We start from the raw sequence: 19603 nt of genomic DNA, 5'->3' as shown, positions 1-19603 counted from the left end.
TAATTCCTCAATCCACCTATGAAATTAAAACCTTTTCTTCAGGGCTTCGGTATCCTGGCAGTTGTAATCACTTTAATTCCCCTTATTGCTGCCGACTTTTGGTGGATCAGGATGTTTGATTATCCTCATATAGAATTAACGCTTTTAACTCTTACGGCCATTGCTGTGTATTTTTTCAGGTTTGAGATCAGGTCATGGAGAGATTATACTTTTATGACAGTTTTAGTGGCCTGCTTTATTTTTCAATTCATAAAAATATACCCCTATACCCCTTTTGCCCCCTATGATGTAGGTAAGCCTACTGAAACAGTGAATAAAAATACCGGCTTAAAATTATTAACTTCAAACGTACTTCAAAAGAATAAAGAAACGGCACTTTTAATTGCGGAAATTAAAAAATTAAATCCCGATGTCGCTATTTTTACTGAAACAGATACAAACTGGGATTTAGCCATTGAGGAAGGGATAGGAGCTAATTATCCTTATAAAAAAATAGTCCCCCTGGATAACACCTACGGAATGCTTCTGTATTCCAAATTGAAATTAAAAAATGCAGAGGTGAAATATTTGGTAGACGATAGTATTCCATCCATTCATTCACAAATCCAGTTACGATCCGGCGATTGGGTGCAACTGCATGCCATACATCCCACTCCGCCCATGCCACAACATAATCCTTCTTCTACTGATAGGGATGCTGAAATGATGAAAATAGCATTTATGGCCAGAGATGCTGAAATTCCTGTGATGGTAATAGGCGATTTTAATGATGTAGCCTGGTCTAATACAACCAGTATGTTCCAGAGTATTGGAGAACTTCTGGATGTAAGAAAAGGAAGGAGCTTTTATAATACTTTCGATGTCACCAGTTTTATAATGCGATGGTCTTTGGACCATATTTTTGTTTCTGAGGAGTTTAGGGTTGAAAAGATTGGAATTGGTAGTGATATAAAATCTGATCATTTTCCATTCTATGCGGAATTATACCTTCAGCCAGAACTTAGCGCAGAGCAAAAGCCAGAACCTGCAAGTGAAAAAGTAATTAAAGCAGCTAAAAAGCAAATTGCTGAAGAAAAGAGAGAGAATTCCGAAAAAGGCCAGAATGGATCCAGCAATCAATAAATAGCAGGAGTATTTGAGATAACATCAGGTAGCCTATACTTTTAAAAGAAAAACAATAAAATGCAAAATCCTAGTTCCGATGAAACTGAAACTGTTTCAGAAGCTTTTAATCAGTTTTATTACAACTTGTTAGATCAGCTTCCGGGGATAGGAATCGGACTTCTAATTATAATTCTCGGGGTTTTATTGGGGATTTGGTTGGGTAAGTTTTTTCAAAGAAGAATATCGGCCAGAACTTCAGATCCTTTAATGAGTCGATTTTTGGGCAAGGCGATCAGATTTATTGTAATTATTACCGCAATTATGCTGGCACTGCGCGCTGCAGGTCTTGGAGGCATTGCTACAGGAATTTTAACTGCGGCTGGGGCTAGCGCGGTAGTGCTTGGATTTGCGTTTAAAGATATTGGTGAAAATTTTATTGCAGGGATCATTCTGGCATTTAACAGGCCTTTTGATGTGGAAGATACAGTAGAAATTGGAAGTAATTTTGGCAAGGTAAAAGCGCTGGAATTTAGATATACAAAGCTAAAAACCTTTGATGGGAAAGATGTTTATATTCCCAATAGTGATGTGCTTACCGAGCCTGTTACCAATTATACTGAAGATGGCTTTTTTCGGTGGAGTTTTATTATTGGTATCGCGTATGAAGACAATATAGATGGCGCGAAGAAAACTGTAATGCAAGCTTTGAGAAAGGAACCTACAGTAATTGAAGACAAAGACCATCAAAATTTTGTAATAGAAGACGAACTGGCAACAAGCACGGTAAATCTAAAAGTTTTCTTTTGGGTAGATACTACAGATTTCAGGATGCAGGCACTCATAACAAAAGGGAATGTGGTTAGAGCGGTAAAAGAAGCATTAGAGGACAATGGTTATTATATGCCAGCAGATATTCAGGAAATCAAACTGTATGGTGGTGAAAAGGAATTTCCTGTTCGTCTTGCTCCTAATACCGAATCTCCGGCTAAAAAAAGTTAAGAGCTTATTTCAATCGGTCTTTGACGAACTCGATTTCAGTTTTACCATGAGGCTTGGGTTTTCCAGCTTCATCCAGAGCAACCATTACTATTTTATCTACCGTGATGATGCTTTCTCTGGTCATTTTATTCCGAACTTCACATTTTAAGGTTAACGACGCCGTTCCAAACTTTAGAACTTCTATACCTATTTCAATGATATCACCCTGGTGTGCAGAACTTCTGAAATCAATTTCGCTCATATACTTGGTAACCGTCTTCGGGTTTTCAAGCTGAACGATACTGTATAGAGCGCATTCTTCATCTATCCACTCCAGTAAGCGTCCGCCAAATAATGTTCCATTAGGATTAAGATCCTCTGGTTTTATCCATTTTCGGGTATGAAATCTCATGTTTTTATTTTGAAATTAATCAGAATAAGTGAGTAATTAAAGGGATCGCTATAGATTTACCTAATTCACAAAATGAAATAAAAAATTTGCTGATTAATGAATTTTAAAAAGATATAATTACAGAAACTGTTGTGCTACATTGATAATTTCATCATGATCAAAAGCGAGTTTCATCGTATGCAATTTTTCAATTGCGAACCATTGTGCATCTTTAGCGTCATCTGAAGGTTTTAATTGTTCTTCGCAGAATATTCTACTTAAGAAGGCAATAGAGATCATTCGTCCCCTGGGATCTCTTCCCGGTTCACCAAACGCCTGCACCTGCTGCATGGACTCTACTTTTACGCCGGTTTCCTCCTGTAATTCTCTTTTCGCCGCAGTTTCTAAATTCTCATCTTCATTCACAAATCCCCCGGGCAACGCCCATTGATCTTTGAATGGATCATTTTTTCGCTGAATTAGCAGTACTTTAAATTGGTTGTTTGCTTTACAGAAAACAACACTATCAACTGTAACAGATATATTTTGTGCCATATTAGTTTAATGTTTCTGGAATCTTAATTCCGGTATTAAATCTTTTATTGAACTTTTCAATAAAATATGCCGATAATAATGGTGATGCCTCTTCCACATTTTGATGAACGAAAAAATATAGATTTTTAAGGCACATCTTATACCATTCATCAATTCGTTCTAACCACTCGTCTAAACGATCATAATCACTCTGATGGTTAGCCCCGTTATAACGAATAAAAGCGGAACCGGTAGTTAATCTCATATGGAGCAGGTCCCTTCTACCGGCAGAATCGGTAATTACATGAGTTATTCCATGCTCCTCCATAAGTTCGTTCAATGTATCTGCAACTTTAGAATCCTGATACCACCCGGCATGACGGAATTCAGCTGCCAGAGGAATTTCCTTTGGCCAGTGTTTAAAGAATTTTTCAAGCCTGTCTATATTTTTAGGGCCAAAATCATCACGAAGTTGAAGAAATACCATTCCCATCTTCTCTTTCAAAGGCAATATATTCTTCACAAAATCATCGGTAATTACCTCAGTTTCATTTAGCCTTTTAATATGACTAATGAGCCTTGGGACCTTTGGAAAAAACTTAAAATCTTCAGCTGCTTTAGACGCCCATTTTGCAAATTGCTCTTCGGGAAACATTCTATAAAAAGAAGCATTCAATTCAATTGAATTAAATTGTGTGGAATAATATTCCAGTTCATCTTTAGTTCCCCTTGGGTAAAAATTCTTTAGATCTGCCTTGTTCCATTTCGCACAGCCAATTCTTACATCCTCAAAACTGGAATCTTTAAATGAGTTGAGTATTTCTTTAGTTTGTATATGCGTGGGTGGCAGGGTAAAATCAATACTTCCGGGATCCTCAACTTTTCCAAATTTCATTTATTGTATTTAAAATAAACGGTTTTCTTATTCACGAATTCCTGAATTCCATCTTCAGAAAGCTCCCTACCGTAACCTGAAGTTTTGGTACCGCCAAAAGGAAGCCTCGGATCGCTTTTCACGAGTTCGTTTACAAATACAGCCCCGTCCTCAAATTCAGGCACTATCTTTTCTGCAAAGTCCATGTCTTTAGTGAATATGGAAACACCCAGTCCAAAATCTGAAATATTAACCAGTTCTATGGCTTCTTTATCCTCATGAAAGGTAGTAACGCCAATGGCAGGGCCAAAAGTTTCTTCTTTGAACATGCTCATTTCCGGAGTTACCCCATTGAGGATAGTTGGTTCTAAATAAGCACGGTTCCTTTTCCCTCCCAGGATGATCTCTGCTCCTGCCTTCACCGAATCCTGAATTTGTTTTTCAAGATCTACAGCCAGGTCTTCCCTGGCAAGGGTGCCTATAAAAGTTTCTTCATCTAAGGGATCTCCGCTTTTTAATTCGCGAACCTGTTTTACGAATTCTTCCATAAACTCATCCACTATGCTATCGTGGATAATAAGTCTTTTTCCTGCGATACAGCTCTGTCCTGTATTTTGAAATCTTGCCTGAACACAGGTACTTACACTTTTAGCAATATCAGCATCTTTAAATATTACCAGCGCATTACTTCCGCCTAACTCTAGAACAGATTTTTTAATTTCTCCGCCTGCCGTAGAAGCTACAGCAGCACCAGCAGGTTTGCTTCCGGTTAAAGTCACGGCTTTTATTCGTGGATCCTTAATGATATCTTCTATTTTACTGCTCCCCAACACAAGATTTTGAAAGCAGCCTTCTGGGAAACCGGCTCTTTGAAAGACTTTCTGAATATTATTTGCAGAGCGCATCACATTGCTGGCGTGCTTCAAAACTCCAATGTTACCAGCCATTAAAGCAGGAGCTGCAAACCTAAATACTTGCCAGAATGGATAATTCCAGGGCATAATAGCCAGAACTACGCCTATAGGCTCATAGTTCACATAACTTTTAGCAGCATCGGTTTTTATATTTTTTCGAGATAAATGTTTTTCAGCATTTTTAGCATAATATTCACATGCCCACGCACATTTTTCTATTTCTGCAATAGCCTGAGTTATGGGTTTTCCCATTTCCAGACTCATATCCCTGGCGTATTCCTGTTTATTTTTTTTTAATTCGGCAGCCGCATTGTTCATTAAATCAGCTCTTTCTTTAAAGCTGGTTTTTCTCCAATTTTTAAACCTGGAATCTGCCTTATCCAGTGCGTCATCGATTTCTGTCTTGGTAAGCTCCTTAAATTTTTCAAGGACTTCTCCTGTATATGGATTTTTTGATTCTATCATACTATGTTAATTAGCTTTTCTTTTAAATATAATAAGATGAATACAAGAACAACAGACGATTAAGACATATTTAACTCCTATTGTTTATAAACCGTTTACAAGTCTCATAGCGGCATAGTAAATGCAGTTATTTTAATAATTATATTTAAGAAACATTACCTGCCATGAATACGAGAGATATTAACCTAATGGGTTTAAGGCCTGAGATCCCTTCAGCAAAAATTAGCACAAACATGAGTTTAGATGAAAGGTTTCAAAATGAAACCCTTCGCCCTGTGGCCAAATTACAGGATGAACTGTTATTGGCTATGTTTAGGAATTATATTACTAAGCATAAGAATAAGTTCTATGAACTTAAACTGGAGAAAAGGTTTGAGTATATAGAAAATGCCATTCAAAGGGATATCAAATTCAGGAATAGTCTAAAGGGAGTGATTATTGGCCAGTTTACCTTAGCGGAATATGACAGATACATCAAAAATTCTTCTGCCCTGAATAAAAGAATGATGAATATTGTAAAAGAAAGAATACAAAGCAACATCCAGCTTTTAGAAAGCCATATGGCGTACTAGAAAACCTATCATAATTGTAATTGTGAAACTCATCAGGGTTCCTATGAGTACATATTCGGTTTGTTTTCTAGCTCCTGTTTCAGATTTATCGCTAAAACGAAGTATGGATTTTGCGGCAATAAGAAAACCTATTGCTGAAAAATTAGTGGTTAAAATAAAGGTTAAAACTAAAATTCTTTCAAAAATACCAATATACCTCCCGGCAGCATCCAGACTATTTTTTTTCAGATCGTCCTGTACTTCATTTTGCCATCTTTTTGTAGCCTTGCCTATAAGAAACCCTGTAGGAAAAATAATGATTAGGTAACCTATGACCAGTGCCAGAATGGTTTCCGAAGAAATTAAATTTGAAATAAAGGGAAGAACTTTCTGAAAACCAGCTATTAAAAATAACCACGCAAGCAGAATAAACAGGAGATGAAGTAATTGATCTGAAACAAACATTTTAAGGTTATCTTTCTTAAATTGTAATTTCCAAAGATCTATTAGAAAATGCGTTATTCCAATAAAAACAGCTATATACCACCACTTCAATTCCGAAAGGAATAAAAATGTGAGGAAACCGGCAATAAAGGCGTGCAGATAGAGAAATTTTGATTTCCCTTTATATTTTCTTTTATGATTTACCCATTTTGTGGGTTGAATTACAAAATCTGTAACTATATGTGCTAATAACAATTGTAAAAGTATGAGCGTGCTATTCTCCATCCAAGAAATGTTCTTTAATTACCGATTCATAACGAGTTAACAACATCTGGATTGCATCCCATCCCGCTGCTTTTTTTCTTTGATTTACGGCTGACTGGCTTATTCCAAGTTCTGAAGCAATTTCAGTCTCGATGAATCCTTTCAGAAGATAATAAATAACTTCAGCGGAAGCTGTGCTCCATTTATCAGATATTGCATCAAATAAGAACAATGATGTATTGAACTCGTTATTGATATTTTCTATAGGTGTTTTTATTTGGAGTTTACGATTTTCTTTTTTCATCTCATCAAGGGTTCGCCCTGAAAATTGAAAAGCCTGGCCATTGGATTCTGAAATAGAATCCCGCTTAAAATCGTAAGTGCCAACTCCTATGGCTAATCGAAGATCGGCTTCTTTTTTAAAAGCTTTATTTCGCTCTTCGTCGTGTAAATGAATTTTGTTGATGGCTGTTTTTAATTGAATTGCCACTTTTAAAGATAAGCCAGGGTCTTTAAGCATTCCCTGGAAACTATCGCCTCTAAAAATTTTAAATCCCAGGTCGTATTTAGAATGTTTTTCTAAAGCTTTAAATTCCATGTTCAGGCTTGAAATCACTTTTTCTAATAATGCCTTTGAATACCTGGAAGAAGACAAAAGATCGGCTGAAATTACTGCTACCATAAAACAAATATATAAAAAATAAGCTTACAAGCTTATAATTTATAAATATAAGCTTTTAGGCTTATATTGTATGATTATAAGGTTTCAGACTAATAAAAACAAGGTATTAAATATTTGCTAAAACTTCGGTAAGCAAGTAAAGCTTGACTAATTTTAATTTCAAACAAGAAATTTATAAAAAATGGTAACAAATAAAGAGGAATTATTCTATAAATGCCTGGATACAGTAAACAGGCAAATTGAGAAGTATCAAAATGAAATGGACCAGATAAAAGAATCCATGGAAAATAATGACGCCCATACAGATTATGATGAAGATGACAGCAAAGGCCAGCTACTGGGGGATTTTGAAAAATATGCCGAATACCTGGATCATTCACGAAAAATGAAAGAAAAACTTAATCGAATAGATAAAAAGCACTACACAGAGCAAATTGATTTTGGAAGTGTTGTAGAGACTTCTGAAAATTACTATTTTATATCTGCTGCACTAGGGAAAATTACGCTGGAGGAAGGAAGTACAGTATACGCTATTTCCACAGATGCACCAATATATCAGGAAATGAAAGGAAAAAAATCAGGGGAAAGCTTTTCTTTTAATGATAAAGAGCATAAAATACTCAATGTGCATTAATTTTATTCCGGATATTCTATACGCAGATGGTAAATATTCTTGAGTTTACGCTTAAGGATTTTCTTTACCATCTGTATTTCTTTAAAGGTAATATTGGAGTTTAAGAATTGACCTTCCTCCATTTGTTTATCAATGATCTTCTCCACAAAATTATCTATAAGTACTGCCGTAGGTTCCTTGAGGCTTTTACTAGCAGCCTCCACACTATCGCACATCATTAAAATAGCAGTTTCCTTACTAAAAGGAATAGGTCCCGGATATCTAAAATCTTCGGAAGAGGTATTTTCATTGGCTTCCTTTTCTTTCATGTAAAAATAGTAAACCGTACTGGTGCCGTGATGCGTTCTAATAAAATCTATTACCCTGTCTGGCAGATTGTTCTTTTTAGCAATTTCTATCCCTTTAATCACATGCTCTATAATTATCTGGGCACTTTCCCTTGGCGATAATTCATCGTGAGAGTTTACAGAAGTCGTTTGATTCTCTGTAAAATAAGTTGGATTATGCATTTTACCTATATCATGATATAGCGCTCCTACCCTGGCTAGCATGGCGTTTGCATTAATTTCATTGGCAGCAGCTTCAGCCAGATTCGCAACATTTAAGCTATGATGAAAAGTTCCGGGAGCTTTTTCAGCTAATTCTTTTAATAGCCTGGAATTAGTATCTGAAAGTTCCAGCAAAGACATATCGCTAACCATTCCGAAGATTTTTTCATAAACATAGATAAGAGGTTGCACAAATAAAGTTGCCAAACCTCCAAGCAAAAATGTGAGGAAAACTTCTGGCTTCATATCATCAATATTTCCTTCCTGAATCACTGTAAAGGCAAAATAGGCGATAATATAAACCAACGTTATCTGCCCAACCGAAATAAAGAGATTTGCCCTTTTATATAATTCGCTTACCGTAAGTATAGTTACAATTCCCGCAATAATTTGCAGGAACATGTATTCATAACTATTAGGGACTATAAAACCTAAAAGCAATACGGTAATAACATGGGTAAAGAGCCCAAGCCTGGCATCAAAGAATGCTTTTAAGGTTAAGGGTAGAATGCACAGGGGGACCACATACACATAATCTATATTGAAGTTTACAGCCAGCGTGGTGAGCATTAACATAAAGATAATATTGAAAAAAATGAAAGTCACTTTCACATTATTCTCAAAAATACTCATGCGATATTTTCTCATAAAGAGAAGCAGCATTAATAAAGCCAGCGCCACTAAAGTGCTGTAACCAACTATGATCCAGTTATAATTAGACTGACTCCATACCTGTGACTCATATTCGGCTTTTAGGGACCTCAGGATATTGTATTTATTACCTTCTACAACTTCGCCTTTGGCTATGATCCTACTACCCTGTTCGATAATACCGCGTGTATATGAAATATTATTGAGTTTGCTTTCAAGTTCTTTTTGAGTAAGCTCATTGTTAAAGGTTACATTGGGCTCTACGGAATTAAAAAAAACTTCGAGCAACTCGGTTTTAAAAGAAGAAAATCCCGCATTAGCTATTTCATCACTTAAAAAATCCCTGATCTGGTTTTGTTTTAAGATTCTTTTATAAGCAACCTCAGAAGCTTCATTTCCTTTTAATAAATAAACAAGTTGATCTGCATTCAACCGGTTACTTTCCTGCAATAATCCAAATTCATATATATCATCAACGGTTTTTGCAACAAAATCATCAATAATAGTCTCATAAACGTTCAATGTAGTATCTGCAAATACATTTTCAACCTCATTTAAAGCCTCCTCCTTCACCTCTCCGGGTTTCTCTGAATCAAAATTGTAATAAGGAATATGGGATTTGGTGATATCCTGCTTTTCGGCAGCTACCTCTTCATCTGTCTTAAGAATGGCAAAATCAAAAGGCGCATATAAATTCTCATATTGCCAGGGCTTCCCTTTTGGGATATCATATTTAAATTTACCACCTTTCGGAAGAAGGTAAACGATTAATACTGAGGTAAGCACAAACAGGAAAACTTTATAAAAAAGCGCCTGATTTTTGTAAAGCTTATTAACAAAATCGCTCATAGATATTCAGGTAATGCCCAAATGTAGTAAAAATAGGCTTGAATAAGCTTAGGTTATTTAATTCCTTATAAAATCACTAACTTCGCATTTCTTGAATTAATTAAACTTAAAACATGAATAAAGAAGTAGTAATAGTAAGCGCTGCGAGAACACCTATTGGTAGTTTTTTAGGTAGCTTATCAAGCGTTCCTGCAACAAAATTAGGTTCTATTGCCATAAAAGGGGCTCTGGAAAAAATCAATCTGAAACCCGAAATGGTAGAAGAAGTGTTGATGGGTAATGTGGTTCAGGCGGGTGTTGGTCAGGCTCCGGCAAGACAGGCTTCCCTTGGTGCTGGAATTCCAGACACCGTTCCATGTACTACTATTAATAAGGTATGTGCCAGTGGTATGAAAGCGGTTATGCAGGGAGCACAATCTATAATGTTGGGAGATACCTCGATTGTAGTTGCTGGGGGAATGGAAAATATGAGTTTAATCCCGCATTATATTCATTTAAGGAACGGGAAAAAATTTGGACCGGCTGCTATGGAAGATGGTATGCAAAAAGACGGATTGGTAGATGCCTACGATCATAACGCAATGGGTGTTTGTGCCGATCTTTGTGCTTCTGAACATAACTTTTCCCGTGAAGACCAGGATAAATTTGCAATTCAATCTTACGAAAGATCTGCCAGGGCCTGGAAAGAAGGAAAATTTGATAATGAAGTTGTGCCGGTAGAAGTTCCTCAAAGAAAGGGTGATCCCATAATTGTAAAAGAAGATGAAGAGTTTAAAAATGTAAGAATGGATAAGATTTCATCTCTTAGACCTGCATTTTCAAAGGAAGGAACTGTAACCGCAGCCAATGCATCTACCATAAATGATGGTGGTGGAGCAGTTGTACTGATGAGTAGAGAAAAAGCAGATGAACTTGGGTTAAAGCCACTGGCTACCATAAAGAGTTTTGCAGATGCGGCAACAGAACCTAAATGGTTTACCACCGCCCCTTCTAAGGCCTTACCCAAAGCTATTGATAAAGCAGGTATTAAAATGGACGAGGTAGATTTCTTTGAGTTTAATGAAGCATTTTCTGTGGTTGGCCTTGCCAATATGAAGATCTTAGGATTAAGTGATAAAAATACAAATGTAAATGGTGGAGCTGTTTCTTTAGGACATCCTTTAGGATGCAGTGGTGTTAGGATCCTCATCACTTTACTAAACGTTCTTGAGCAAAATAATGCTAAAATAGGCGCTGCTGCCATATGTAATGGCGGGGGTGGTGCTTCAGCAATGGTAATTGAACGTAATTCCTAAAATTGATCAATAAGTAATTAATGCAATACGGGATTTGCCATTTAAGTATTGTACCGCTTAGGGCTTCTACATCTCACGAAAGTGAAATGACCTCTCAGCTTCTATATGGGGAGTTTTTTAAAGTTTTAGAAGAACGTGTCCATTGGAGCAGGATTCGAAATGCCTTTGATGATTTTGAAGCCTGGATCGATAATAAGCAGTATAAAAAGATTGATGAAGCTGAATATGATGCTCTAAAAGAGGATGATCTTCAGCTTTCTTCAGATCTTATTGAATATATAACCGATGATAATGGTTTATTGATGCCTGTGGTATTGGGATCTGTTTTAAACTATACTAACAAATTAGGTCATGCATTTGAGGGCGAAAAAGTGAAACCTTCATCTTTGAAAAAGCAAAATCTCATAAACACCGCATTATTATATTTGAATTCTCCTCATATTCTTGGGGGTAAAAGTCCCTTTGGAATAGACTGCAGTGGTTTTACACAAACAGTTTATAAATTAAATGGCTATTCTATAAAAAGAAACGCAGCCGATCAATCAAAACAAGGGGAAGCATTAAGTTTTATTGAAGAAAGTGAACCCGGAGATCTTGTATTCTTTGATGATAACGAAGGAGTAATAAATCACGTGGGCTTAATGATGAAAGATAACTACATCATTCACGTAGACGGCAAGGTGCGGATAGATCGCATAGATCACTCTGGTATTTTTAATACCGAATTGAAAAAACATACCCATAAACTACGGGTGATCAAAAAAATCATTTGATCTTGTTTTAAAAAAAATAACATAAAAAAACCGCTGAAATAATTCAGCGGTTTTTTTTATAAATTATAATCTAATTAAAGTTTAGCCTTTAATTCATCAGCTTTTTCCTCCTCACCTAAATTAGTGTAAAGGTTCATCGCTGTTCTAATAATATCTTTGTTTTCCGGATCTACTTCCATCGCTTTTTCTAGATAAGGAAGTACTTCTCGATAAAGCTCTTTTCTCTCAGCATCTAATTCATCATAACGAGCATTATCTTTTTTGCTCATTCCAAGATTATTCATTTCATCAATAATCCCTCTTTCCTCGCTCAACATAGCAGCAATCATATTTACTCTTGCTTCGTTAAATTCAGGATCTACCTCTAGAGCTTTCTTATAAAATTCTATGGCCTTTTCTGTATCATCAATTTCAGCATACATTAATGCAATATTATTGAAGGTTGCAGGATCTGAAGGATCTTTAGAAGCTACTTCTTCTAGAATTTCTCTGGCCTTATCCTTTTCCCCCATCTGGTAGTACATATTAGCTTCTGCCTGAAGAAGACCCAGATCATCAGGATTTGTAGCTTTTGCCTTATCCATAGCAGCAATTGCTTTCTCGTAATCCTCCTGATTGATGTATATTCTCGCAATTAAAGCCGCAATCTCTCCTTTTTTAGAAGGAATATTTTCAACCTGTGGCTCTTTGTACTGATTAGTTTTGATCATCAGATCCATTTGCTGTTTTGAACCTAAATTTTCTCTTTCCCCCGTTTCCACATTTACAGCAGTATAGGCTTTTCCTGAACCATCGTAATCAAGTGCATTCAGCATCTCAAGATATTCAGCAGCCTTTCCGTATTCCTGCGCCTGTACAAGATTGTTAGCAGCATAATACAGATAAATTGTATCCTGCTTGCTTAATTCATAGCTGGTATAGAGCTTATCGGCAGCAGAAGCAAATTCCTGCTTATTTTGATCTGAAATCGCACTTTGAATAAGGTTATTTTTTAAGGCAGCAAGTTCTTCCTGAGCATCATCATTACCCATTTCAGCAGCTTTCTGAAATGCCATTGCGGCAGTTTTCATATCTTCAGCAGTTGGGTTACCACCAGCATATGCCTTACCTTTATATAAATAAAAGTTTTCCTGCCATTTATCATTAAGTTCACCAAGATTTGCTTCTGCAACCTTTAGTTGAGCCTTAGCCTCTGTATAATTGCCATCATCCAGGGCGTCTTCTGCGTTTTTTACCTGGTCCTTCTGTGCGAATGCAGTCATAGTTAAAAATGATACTGCTGCCGCGGTCAAAATATTAGTTTTCATTGTTATTTTGGTTTTTATTTATTCTTCACTATCATCTGCAATAGTTGTGCCATTCGCTGACTCCTCACTGCCTACAGGCTTTTCAGCATCTTCCATACTTTCTACGTCATCTTCGTCATGTAGTACTTTTGCAACCGCTGCAATAGCATCCTTACCTTTGAGATTAATAAGCCTAACTCCCTGTGTAGCACGACCCATTACGCGTAAATCTTCCACAGCCATACGTATCACAATTCCAGATTTATTTATAATCATCAGATCATCGGCATCTGAAACATTTTTAATTGCGACAAGTTGTCCCGTTTTATCGGTTACCGAAATAGTTTTAACACCTTTACCTCCACGATTGGTTATACGATAATCTTCCAGACTGGATCTTTTCCCATATCCATTTTCAGAAACAACAAGAATGTCTGATTCAAAATCATTTACGGCTATCATTCCCACTACTTCATCATTATCACCGGCTAAGGTAATTCCTCGCACACCGGAAGCATTCCTACCCATTGGTCTGGTTTTAGACTCTTCAAACCTGATGGCTTTACCGCTTCTAAGACCAAGCATTACCTGGCTATTCCCTGTGGTTAACTTTGCTTCCAATAATTCATCCCCTTCCTTAATAGTAATGGCATTGATTCCATTGGTTCTGGGGCGGGAATATCTTTCTAACCTTGTTTTCTTAACCTGACCTTTTTTCGTGGCCATGATAACAAAATGATCATTTACATATTCTTCATCTTTTAGATCCTGGGTACAGATGAAAGCATTTACTTTATCCTCTGGTTCTATATTTATAAGGTTTTGAATCGCTCTTCCCTTAGAAGCTTTGCTTCCTTCGGGAATCTCATAAACACGCATCCAGTAACACTTCCCATTTTGTGTAAAGAATAACATGTACTGGTGATTGGTTCCTACGAAAAGATACTCAAGGAAATCCTCATTTCTGGTATTTGAGCCTTTTTGACCAACTCCACCCCTATTTTGAGTTTTATACTCATTAAGGGAAGTTCTTTTAATATACCCGGCGTGGGAAATAGTAATAACCACTTTCTCGTCTGGGATCATATCTTCAATACTAAGATCTCCGCCAGCGTATTCTATTTGGGAACGTCTTTCATCACCATATTTTTCTTTCACCTCAAGAAGCTCGTCCTTGATTACCTGCATTCTACGTTCCTTGCGGGCTAGAATATCTTCAAGGTCTTCAATGGTTTTCAGAATTTCGTCATATTCTGCTCTCAGTTTATCCTGCTCAAGACCCGTAAGTTGTCTTAGCCTCATCTCCACGATCGCCTTTGCCTGAACTTCGGAAAGCTCAAAGCGCTCCATTAATTTGGTTCTGGCTTCATCGGCATTTGAGGATGCTCTGATTAAGGCAATTACTTCGTCAATATTATCTGAAGCAATAATTAATCCTTCCAGGATATGTGCTCTGTCTTTTGCTTTTCTTAATTCAAATTCGGTTCTACGCACCACAACATCATGCCTGTGCTCTACGAAATGGTAAATAAGATCTTTAAGATTCAGCATCTCCGGTCTTCCATTTACCAGTGCGATATTATTTACGCTAAAAGAAGACTGTAATGCGGTATGTTTGAATAAAGTATTAAGTACAATATTAGGAATGGCATCTCTCTTTAACTGATAAACGATGCGCATACCATTACGGTCGGATTCATCCCTAATGAGGCTGATTCCTTCAATTTTTCGGTCATTAACAAGATCGGCAGTTTTCTTTATCATATCTGCCTTATTTACCTGATATGGAATTTCAGTAACTACCAGGTATTCTCTCCCACTAATTTCTTCCATATGGGATTTAGCTCGCATCACCACTCTACCACGTCCAGTTTTGAAAGCTTCTTTTACGCCATCATAACCGTAGATAATTCCACCTGTAGGAAAGTCGGGAGCTTTAATATACTGAATAAGCTCATCGATTTCGATATCATGATTATCTATATAAGCGATGGTACCGTCAATAACTTCGGAAAGATTGTGTGGCGGCATATTGGTCGCCATTCCTACAGCAATACCACTGGCCCCGTTCACAAGTAAATTTGGAACTCTGGTAGGCATTACTACCGGTTCGCTTAACGAATCATCGAAGTTTAACTGAGTATCAACAGTTTCTTTATCAATATCAGCAAGCATGTCTTCGCTTATCTTACGCATACGTGCTTCAGTATAACGCATCGCAGCCGGGCTATCGCCGTCTACTGAACCAAAGTTACCCTGACCATCCACAAGCATGTACCTCATGCTCCAATGCTGCGCCATTCTAACCATGGTATCGTATACTGATGAATCTCCGTGCGGGTGATACTTACCTAATACCTCTCCTACGATTCTTGCTGATTTTTTATAGGCCCTATTTGAAAGAACTCCAAGCTCGTACATACCGTACAAAACCCTTCTGTGTACTGGTTTTAATCCGTCACGAACATCTGGTAGGGCACGTGACACAATGACCGACATTGAATAATCAATGTAGGCCGATTTCATTTCATCTTCAATGTTGATAGGAATTAGCTTTTCTCCTTCAGCCATATTTTAAAATTTAATTTATCTCAAAAAATCTAAGGGGCAATTTACATATTTTATCAATTTTAACGGGCATTGAAGCACCAGATACCCTTCTTTTTATTAACAAATTTTTATCGTGGTTTGGTTAATAAGTTCAGTATTTTACCCTTTGATAATTGAAAGTAATTTTGTCAATTAGCTACTAACTCCCTATTAGGTATAGTTTTTGACTTAATTCGTAGTGAAATAAAATTTGAGAAAGGAAGATAAAATGGACGACAATTTTTCACCGAGAGTAAAAGATGTTATTGCATACAGTAAAGAGGAAGCTCTTAGATTGGGCCATGATTTTATTGGTACAGAACATTTAATGCTTGGCTTACTAAGAGATGGAGACGGGAAAGCTATAGATATACTTAGCGCACTTGATATAGACCTTAGTCATTTAAGACGTAAAGTAGAAATTTTAAGCCCCGCAAATCCAAATACCGTTACTATAAATAACGAGAAGAAGAACCTGCACTTAACAAGACAGGCTGAACGTGCTTTAAAAACGACCTTTCTGGAAGCTAAACTTTTCCAGAGTTCGTCAATAAATACTGCTCACCTTTTGTTATGTATTTTAAGAAACGAGAACGACCCCACAACTAAACTCCTGAATAAATTGAAGATAGATTACGACGGCGTAAAAGATCAATTTAAATATATGATCGCCAGCGATGAAAACGATTTTTCTGATAGTCCTACCGCTGAGTCGTTTTCAGATGACGATGGTGATGATACTACCAGGGAAAACCCATTCAGTGGTGGTGGAACCACAGGAAAACCATCCAAGAAATCCAAAACGCCGGTGCTGGATAATTTTGGAAGGGATCTCACTGCCCTGGCGGAAGCTGATAAATTAGACCCGGTGGTGGGAAGAGAAAAAGAAATTGAAAGGGTTTCGCAAATATTAAGTAGGAGAAAAAAGAACAATCCACTCCTTATAGGAGAACCCGGCGTTGGTAAATCTGCCATTGCCGAAGGATTAGCACTTAGAATTGTAAAACGTAAAGTTTCAAGAATCCTATTTGATAAAAGAGTGGTTACTTTAGATTTAGCCAGCCTTGTTGCAGGAACAAAATACAGGGGCCAATTTGAAGAACGCATGAAAGCCGTTATGAACGAGCTTGAAAAGAATGATGATATCATCCTTTTTATTGACGAGATTCATACCATTGTTGGTGCCGGGGGCGCTACAGGTAGCCTGGATGCCAGCAACATGTTTAAACCGGCTTTGGCCAGAGGTGAAATTCAATGTATTGGAGCTACGACTCTGGATGAGTACCGGCAATATATTGAAAAGGATGGTGCTTTAGAAAGAAGGTTTCAGAAGGTGATTGTAGAGCCAACGACAGTTGAGGAAACAATTGAGATACTTAATAATATTAAAAATAAGTATGAAGATCACCATAACGTGGTGTACACAGATGAGGCGATCCAGGCTTGTGTGAAACTTACCAATAGATATATGACGGATAGATTCCTGCCAGATAAGGCCATAGATGCCCTGGATGAATCAGGTTCCCGTGTTCACATTACAAATATTGATGTTCCCAAGCAAATTCTGGAATTAGAAAGAAAACTTGAGGAAGTAAGGGAGAGTAAAAATTCTGTAGTTAAAAAACAGAAATATGAAGAGGCTGCCAAGCTAAGGGACGATGAAAAAAATCTTGAAAAAGAGCTTAGCATTGCTCAGGAAAAATGGGAAGAAGAATCCAAAAAGCATAAAGAAACTGTTTCAGACGATAGTGTGGCAGATGTAGTGTCTATGATGACCGGAATTCCTGTTAACAGAATTGCCCAAACAGAAAGTAACAAACTCGTAGAGCTTCCAAAAAAGATTAAAGGTAAAGTAATTGGCCAGGATGAAGCTGTAGGAAAAGTTGTTAAAGCCATACAGAGAAATAGGGCTGGACTTAAAGATCCAAATAAACCAATTGGTTCCTTTATTTTTCTTGGACAGACTGGAGTTGGAAAAACCCAGTTGGCCAAAGTACTTGCCCGTGAATTATTTGACAATGAGGATACCCTTATTCGAATAGACATGAGTGAATACATGGAGAAATTCGCGGTATCACGCCTAATTGGAGCACCTCCAGGATATGTGGGCTACGAAGAAGGTGGTCAACTAACTGAAAAAGTTCGAAGAAAACCTTATGCCGTAATCCTTCTGGACGAAGTAGAAAAAGCCCATCCAGACGTCTTCAATATGCTACTTCAGGTATTGGATGATGGGTATTTAACAGATAGTTTAGGTAGAAAGATTGACTTTAGAAATACTATTATTATCATGACCTCTAATATTGGGGCGCGAAAACTGAAAGATTTTGGGCAGGGTGTTGGATTTGGAACTTCAGCGCAAAAGTCCCAGGTGGATGATAATGCAAGAAGTGTAATTGAAAATGCGCTTAAAAAAGCCTTCGCTCCTGAATTTCTAAATCGTATTGATGATGTAGTAATTTTCAATAGTCTTGAAAGAGAAGATATTCATAAAATCATCGATATTGAACTGGAAAAGTTATTTGGCAGGATCCAGGGTCTTGGATACGACTTAACCTTAACAGATAAAGCTAAAGATTTTATAGCCGAAAAAGGTTTTGACAAACAATATGGTGCACGTCCTTTAAATCGTGCCATTCAAAAGTATATCGAAGATTCATTGGCAGAAGAAATTATTACTTCTAATTTAAAAGAAGGTGATAAGATTAAAATGGACCTGGATGAAGAAAAAAATGAACTAACTATAGATATTCAAAAATCAGTAAAAGAAACTGAATCTTAAGAAGTTACTATAGTCACAAAAAAAAGCCGCTTTTCACGAAGCGGCTTTTTTTTTAATATGCTTTTATGAGTTGTTTAAATATCATAAATTAGCACAAAACAGCCCTACCCAACATGCTAACAAAACAGATTGAACTCCACTTTGGAAAAGTTTTTATTCACGATAATATTTTAATCGCGAAGCTTGACGAAGGTATCCTTTTCGATGTAGCATCAAATAATAAGCTACTTGAAATAGGAGCCGAAATTTTTAAAGGAAAAGACTACGGTTATATTTCACATAGAGTAAATTCTTATGCGGTAGATCCAATGGTTTATATGGAATCTGCGAAAACTTCCAACTTAAAAGCCATCGCAGTAGTAAGTGAAACTAGTATGACTCGCAGAAACGCTGAAGTAGTGGAAAAGAAATTTTATAAAGACAATAATTGTTTTGGGGTTTTCCAAACTCTCGAAGAGGCAGTAGCCTGGATGAATACCAGAATTTAATCCAGGTATTCTTCTACTTCAAACTGATTCACAAAGCTTTTTGCTTTTTTGATGAATGGAGCCATAGTCCTGTCTTCAGTAAGCACAGGAACATGTTCTCTAAAAAGCTTTATTACTTTATTCAATTTGTCTGAAGTTTTTGCAGGTTCTCTAAAATGTAGGGCTTGTGATGCGTTGAACAATTCAATCGCTAATACAGAATTTAAATTTTCAACTATTTTAAGTAGTTTGGTGGCACTATTTGCTCCCATACTTACGTGATCCTCCTGTCCGTTTGAAGAAACTATAGAGTCTATAGAAGCTGGTGTGCATAATTGTTTATTCTGGCTCACAATACTGGCCGCGGTATATTGAGGAATCATAAAGCCGCTATTTAATCCCGGATTCTCCACCAGGAAATTAGGGAGCCCCCTGAGTCCGGAAACCAGTTGATATATTCTTCTTTCTGAAATATTTGCGAGTTCTGAAAGTGCAATGGCCAGATAATCTAACCCTAAAGCCAACGGC

18 protein-coding genes are annotated in these 19603 nt (G+C 37.0%); 8 read left to right on the top strand and 10 right to left on the bottom strand.

Annotation, left to right across the window (positions count from 1 at the left end):
* Positions 1-18 precede the first annotated feature (18 nt).
* A complete protein-coding gene (locus Q1K34_RS10180; RefSeq protein WP_300438077.1) occupies positions 19-1122 on the top strand; it encodes an endonuclease/exonuclease/phosphatase family protein in 1104 nt (367 codons plus the stop codon).
* Positions 1123-1182: 60 nt separating this feature from the next.
* A complete protein-coding gene (locus Q1K34_RS10175; protein ID WP_300438074.1) occupies positions 1183-2103 on the top strand; it encodes a mechanosensitive ion channel family protein in 921 nt (306 codons plus the stop codon).
* A 4-nt stretch (positions 2104-2107) separates the two neighbouring features.
* Here the strand turns inward: Q1K34_RS10175 and Q1K34_RS10170 are convergent, their stop codons facing one another.
* From Q1K34_RS10170 to Q1K34_RS10155, 4 genes are all read right to left on the bottom strand, one after another.
* Complete coding sequence (locus Q1K34_RS10170; protein ID WP_300438071.1) at positions 2108-2494, bottom strand: hotdog domain-containing protein; 387 nt, start codon at positions 2492-2494, stop codon at positions 2108-2110.
* Between the two features lie 117 nt (positions 2495-2611).
* A complete protein-coding gene (locus Q1K34_RS10165) occupies positions 2612-3028 on the bottom strand; it encodes an NUDIX hydrolase (protein ID WP_300438068.1) in 417 nt (138 codons plus the stop codon).
* A 1-nt stretch (position 3029) separates the two neighbouring features.
* A complete protein-coding gene (locus tag Q1K34_RS10160; RefSeq protein ID WP_300438065.1) occupies positions 3030-3902 on the bottom strand; it encodes a DUF72 domain-containing protein in 873 nt (290 codons plus the stop codon).
* On the bottom strand, positions 3899-5260 hold the full coding sequence (locus Q1K34_RS10155) for an NAD-dependent succinate-semialdehyde dehydrogenase (protein WP_300438063.1): 1362 nt from the start codon (positions 5258-5260) through the stop codon (positions 3899-3901). Before Q1K34_RS10155 ends, Q1K34_RS10160 begins: the two co-directional genes overlap by 4 nt.
* 164 nt (positions 5261-5424) lie before the next feature.
* Between Q1K34_RS10155 and Q1K34_RS10150 the strand changes: the two genes are divergently transcribed.
* A complete protein-coding gene (locus Q1K34_RS10150) occupies positions 5425-5832 on the top strand; it encodes a glyoxalase (RefSeq protein ID WP_300438061.1) in 408 nt (135 codons plus the stop codon).
* Here Q1K34_RS10150 and Q1K34_RS10145 read toward each other — a convergent pair.
* Both Q1K34_RS10145 and Q1K34_RS10140 read right to left on the bottom strand, forming a co-directional pair.
* A complete protein-coding gene (locus tag Q1K34_RS10145) occupies positions 5809-6540 on the bottom strand; it encodes a DUF3307 domain-containing protein (RefSeq protein WP_300438059.1) in 732 nt (243 codons plus the stop codon). The two genes, Q1K34_RS10150 and Q1K34_RS10145, sit on opposite strands and share 24 nt — an antisense overlap.
* On the bottom strand, positions 6530-7201 hold the full coding sequence (locus Q1K34_RS10140) for a hypothetical protein (protein ID WP_300438057.1): 672 nt from the start codon (positions 7199-7201) through the stop codon (positions 6530-6532). The genes Q1K34_RS10145 and Q1K34_RS10140 overlap by 11 nt, the downstream gene beginning before the upstream one ends.
* A gap of 181 nt (positions 7202-7382) precedes the next feature.
* On the opposite strand from Q1K34_RS10140, the gene Q1K34_RS10135 reads away from it, so the two are divergent.
* The gene (locus tag Q1K34_RS10135) at positions 7383-7835 is read left to right on the top strand and encodes a transcription elongation factor (protein ID WP_300438055.1); all 453 of its coding nucleotides are present in this window, start codon (positions 7383-7385) and stop codon (positions 7833-7835) included.
* A 2-nt stretch (positions 7836-7837) separates the two neighbouring features.
* On the opposite strand, the gene Q1K34_RS10130 is transcribed toward Q1K34_RS10135, so the two are convergent.
* Positions 7838-9883: an HDIG domain-containing metalloprotein gene (locus Q1K34_RS10130; protein ID WP_300438053.1), complete on the bottom strand. Its 2046-nt coding sequence runs from the start codon at positions 9881-9883 to the stop codon at positions 7838-7840.
* A gap of 113 nt (positions 9884-9996) precedes the next feature.
* Here Q1K34_RS10130 and Q1K34_RS10125 point away from each other — a divergent pair, with 113 nt between their 5' ends.
* On the top strand, positions 9997-11178 hold the full coding sequence (locus tag Q1K34_RS10125; protein ID WP_300438051.1) for an acetyl-CoA C-acyltransferase: 1182 nt from the start codon (positions 9997-9999) through the stop codon (positions 11176-11178).
* A 20-nt stretch (positions 11179-11198) separates the two neighbouring features.
* Complete coding sequence (locus tag Q1K34_RS10120) at positions 11199-11951, top strand: C40 family peptidase (protein WP_300438049.1); 753 nt, start codon at positions 11199-11201, stop codon at positions 11949-11951.
* A gap of 74 nt (positions 11952-12025) precedes the next feature.
* On the opposite strand, the gene Q1K34_RS10115 is transcribed toward Q1K34_RS10120, so the two are convergent.
* Positions 12026-13258 carry a tetratricopeptide repeat protein gene (locus Q1K34_RS10115; RefSeq protein ID WP_300438047.1) on the bottom strand — a complete coding sequence of 411 codons (1233 nt, stop codon included), beginning with the start codon at positions 13256-13258 and terminating at the stop codon, positions 12026-12028.
* An 18-nt stretch (positions 13259-13276) separates the two neighbouring features.
* A complete protein-coding gene (gene gyrA / locus Q1K34_RS10110) occupies positions 13277-15808 on the bottom strand; it encodes a DNA gyrase subunit A (protein WP_300438045.1) in 2532 nt (843 codons plus the stop codon).
* 247 nt (positions 15809-16055) lie between these two features.
* Here gyrA and Q1K34_RS10105 point away from each other — a divergent pair, with 247 nt between their 5' ends.
* Together Q1K34_RS10105 and Q1K34_RS10100 are read left to right on the top strand one after the other, a co-directional pair.
* Entirely contained in the window at positions 16056-18608 is a 2553-nt protein-coding gene (locus tag Q1K34_RS10105; RefSeq protein WP_300438230.1) for an ATP-dependent Clp protease ATP-binding subunit, read from the top strand.
* 113 nt (positions 18609-18721) lie between these two features.
* Positions 18722-19096, top strand: coding sequence for a hypothetical protein (locus Q1K34_RS10100; RefSeq protein ID WP_300438043.1), 375 nt, complete (start codon positions 18722-18724; stop codon positions 19094-19096).
* On the opposite strand, the gene Q1K34_RS10095 is transcribed toward Q1K34_RS10100, so the two are convergent.
* A partial coding sequence (locus Q1K34_RS10095) for an aromatic amino acid lyase (protein WP_300438041.1) occupies positions 19093-19603 on the bottom strand: 511 nt, incomplete at its 5' end. The genes Q1K34_RS10100 and Q1K34_RS10095 overlap by 4 nt on opposite strands.

The organism is Christiangramia sp. (assembly GCF_029937855.1).
Lineage (GTDB): Bacteria > Bacteroidota > Bacteroidia > Flavobacteriales > Flavobacteriaceae > Christiangramia.
This window is presented reverse-complemented; position numbering and strand designations above follow the sequence as displayed.

What these genes read in the sequence shown, in the direction of transcription:
- Q1K34_RS10100 (WP_300438043.1), top strand. Translation starts at nt 18,722, where the DNA reads ATGCTAACAAAACAGATTGAACTCCACTTTGGAAAAGTTTTTATTCAC.
- Q1K34_RS10105 (WP_300438230.1), top strand. Translation starts at nt 16,056, where the DNA reads ATGGACGACAATTTTTCACCGAGAGTAAAAGATGTTATTGCATACAGT.
- Q1K34_RS10160 (WP_300438065.1), bottom strand. Translation starts at nt 3,902, where the DNA reads ATGAAATTTGGAAAAGTTGAGGATCCCGGAAGTATTGATTTTACCCTG.
- Q1K34_RS10130 (WP_300438053.1), bottom strand. Translation starts at nt 9,883, where the DNA reads ATGAGCGATTTTGTTAATAAGCTTTACAAAAATCAGGCGCTTTTTTAT.
- Q1K34_RS10120 (WP_300438049.1), top strand. Translation starts at nt 11,199, where the DNA reads ATGCAATACGGGATTTGCCATTTAAGTATTGTACCGCTTAGGGCTTCT.
- Q1K34_RS10135 (WP_300438055.1), top strand. Translation starts at nt 7,383, where the DNA reads ATGGTAACAAATAAAGAGGAATTATTCTATAAATGCCTGGATACAGTA.
- Q1K34_RS10140 (WP_300438057.1), bottom strand. Translation starts at nt 7,201, where the DNA reads ATGGTAGCAGTAATTTCAGCCGATCTTTTGTCTTCTTCCAGGTATTCA.
- Q1K34_RS10115 (WP_300438047.1), bottom strand. Translation starts at nt 13,258, where the DNA reads ATGAAAACTAATATTTTGACCGCGGCAGCAGTATCATTTTTAACTATG.
- Q1K34_RS10170 (WP_300438071.1), bottom strand. Translation starts at nt 2,494, where the DNA reads ATGAGATTTCATACCCGAAAATGGATAAAACCAGAGGATCTTAATCCT.
- Q1K34_RS10165 (WP_300438068.1), bottom strand. Translation starts at nt 3,028, where the DNA reads ATGGCACAAAATATATCTGTTACAGTTGATAGTGTTGTTTTCTGTAAA.
- gyrA (WP_300438045.1), bottom strand. Translation starts at nt 15,808, where the DNA reads ATGGCTGAAGGAGAAAAGCTAATTCCTATCAACATTGAAGATGAAATG.
- Q1K34_RS10180 (WP_300438077.1), top strand. Translation starts at nt 19, where the DNA reads ATGAAATTAAAACCTTTTCTTCAGGGCTTCGGTATCCTGGCAGTTGTA.
- Q1K34_RS10125 (WP_300438051.1), top strand. Translation starts at nt 9,997, where the DNA reads ATGAATAAAGAAGTAGTAATAGTAAGCGCTGCGAGAACACCTATTGGT.
- Q1K34_RS10145 (WP_300438059.1), bottom strand. Translation starts at nt 6,540, where the DNA reads ATGGAGAATAGCACGCTCATACTTTTACAATTGTTATTAGCACATATA.
- Q1K34_RS10155 (WP_300438063.1), bottom strand. Translation starts at nt 5,260, where the DNA reads ATGATAGAATCAAAAAATCCATATACAGGAGAAGTCCTTGAAAAATTT.
- Q1K34_RS10175 (WP_300438074.1), top strand. Translation starts at nt 1,183, where the DNA reads ATGCAAAATCCTAGTTCCGATGAAACTGAAACTGTTTCAGAAGCTTTT.
- Q1K34_RS10150 (WP_300438061.1), top strand. Translation starts at nt 5,425, where the DNA reads ATGAATACGAGAGATATTAACCTAATGGGTTTAAGGCCTGAGATCCCT.